2 protein-coding genes and 1 pseudogene are annotated in these 1,527 nt (G+C 36.5%); all 3 read right to left on the bottom strand.

Annotated elements, in window-relative coordinates; translation table 11 throughout:
• Positions 1–423: pseudogene (locus tag ADF68_RS00020) on the bottom strand (CPBP family intramembrane glutamate endopeptidase); the annotation flags it as partial.
• Between the two features lie 11 nt (positions 424–434).
• Positions 435–1,112: a CPBP family intramembrane glutamic endopeptidase gene (locus ADF68_RS00015; RefSeq protein WP_049548096.1), complete on the bottom strand. Its 678-nt coding sequence runs from the start codon at positions 1,110–1,112 to the stop codon at positions 435–437.
• Between the two features lie 123 nt (positions 1,113–1,235).
• Positions 1,236–1,527, bottom strand: a 292-nt coding sequence (locus tag ADF68_RS00010; protein ID WP_049548095.1) for a CPBP family intramembrane glutamic endopeptidase, incomplete at its 5' end; no start/stop codon positions are given.

The following is a 1,527-nucleotide window of genomic DNA, read 5'->3' as shown; positions in this document are numbered from 1 at the left end:
ATAAATCATCTCTTCAAAAATGGGACCTGCAATCACAGGATAGAAAAAATACATCAAAAATGCAGTAGGACCTGTAAAAGTAGGAAGATCTAGTTGATAAGAAATTGCATTTTGGGTAGGTGGGAATAGGAAAAATTTAATAAAATTCCAAACAAAAAAAGCAAGAAGAGCTAAAAAGGAATAGAAAAGATAGGACACTTTAAATTTTCTGCTATTGATTTGTTGCCATTTCCCTGACCAAACCATAACAATAAAAATAAGTAGAACCACAAGAAAATGCAACATTAGCCTCGATAGATAAAATGCAAAATCAGATAGACCAGCAGCCAAGTCGCTGTGTAAAACCAGACGGATGAAGAACTGGTCCGCAATGATAAGTAGAATGGCTACAAACAAGTAGTAGCGTGAGATTATCTTTTTCATATATCACCCTTCTAAAATCCAAACACCAATAAACTAACAATGAGCAAGAAGGTATTCCATGAAACATGTAAAGCTATGGTCCAATAAATAGAGCGTGTACAGCGAAACATCATGCAAAATATCAAGCCCATTACAAAGTATAGTATGAAATCTGTCGTTATCCAACCATGCTGTAGAACATGCATAGCGCCAAATATGGTAGCAGAAACAAGAACATCAATATAGTAGTTTTTAAATTTAGACAAGCTTGTCATCAAAAAACCACGACACACGATTTCTTCTGCTACAGGTGCGATAAGGCTACCGTAAAGTACACGCGTAATAAAATAGCTAATTCCTGTCAAACTGGTGGCTACTTCCACTACCGTACTTCCATTTTGCGTACGAGGAAAGATACGTGTTGCTAGATTTGCCCACACAAATAATAAGAAAAAAGAAAGAAAGAAAACACCTAGGTAAGACCAACGAAACTGGAAACGACCATACTCTTTCCAATGTTCACTTTTGACAAAAATAATTGTAGATACAGTTCCCAGTATAAGTACGAATAAAACCTGGAACACATAGTAGATCTCATCAGACAAAGCTACAGTAAAATCTAAGTCTGGTATGACATTAAAAATGAGGTAATAGGTCAAAAGCAACAAGCCAGTTGCTAGGTGAAATTTCATTTCTTTCATTTTCTTCATTTAATCAACTCCTATAGTATCCTATCTTCTACTACGCTTAAACAACTCACCTGTTGGATCTACAGCCCAAGCAAAAGCACCACGACGAGGACTCATCCCTTGATTTATGATTCTCAAAATCCTCTAAAACAACAAAGGAAGTAGATGCCCAATACCGTTATAGACTATATGCAGTCCAATAGGCCAATAAATAGACTTTGTCACTCTAAACAAGACCGCAAATATAATACCGCCGCCCATATATACGAAAAAGTCTGTCAAGACCCAACCATAATTACTGATATGTAAGATTGAAAATAATGCAGCCGAACCAAGTACATCTAGTCCCCATTTTTTCCCTTTTTCCAAGGCCGTCATCACCAATCCACGATAAATCATCTCTTCAAAAATGGGACCTGCAATCACAGGATAGAAA

This window comes from Streptococcus pseudopneumoniae (assembly GCF_001068775.1).
GTDB lineage: Bacteria > Bacillota > Bacilli > Lactobacillales > Streptococcaceae > Streptococcus > Streptococcus pseudopneumoniae_N.
The sequence above is the reverse complement of the archived record's forward strand: the minus strand, read 5'-3'. Positions and strand labels throughout refer to the sequence as shown.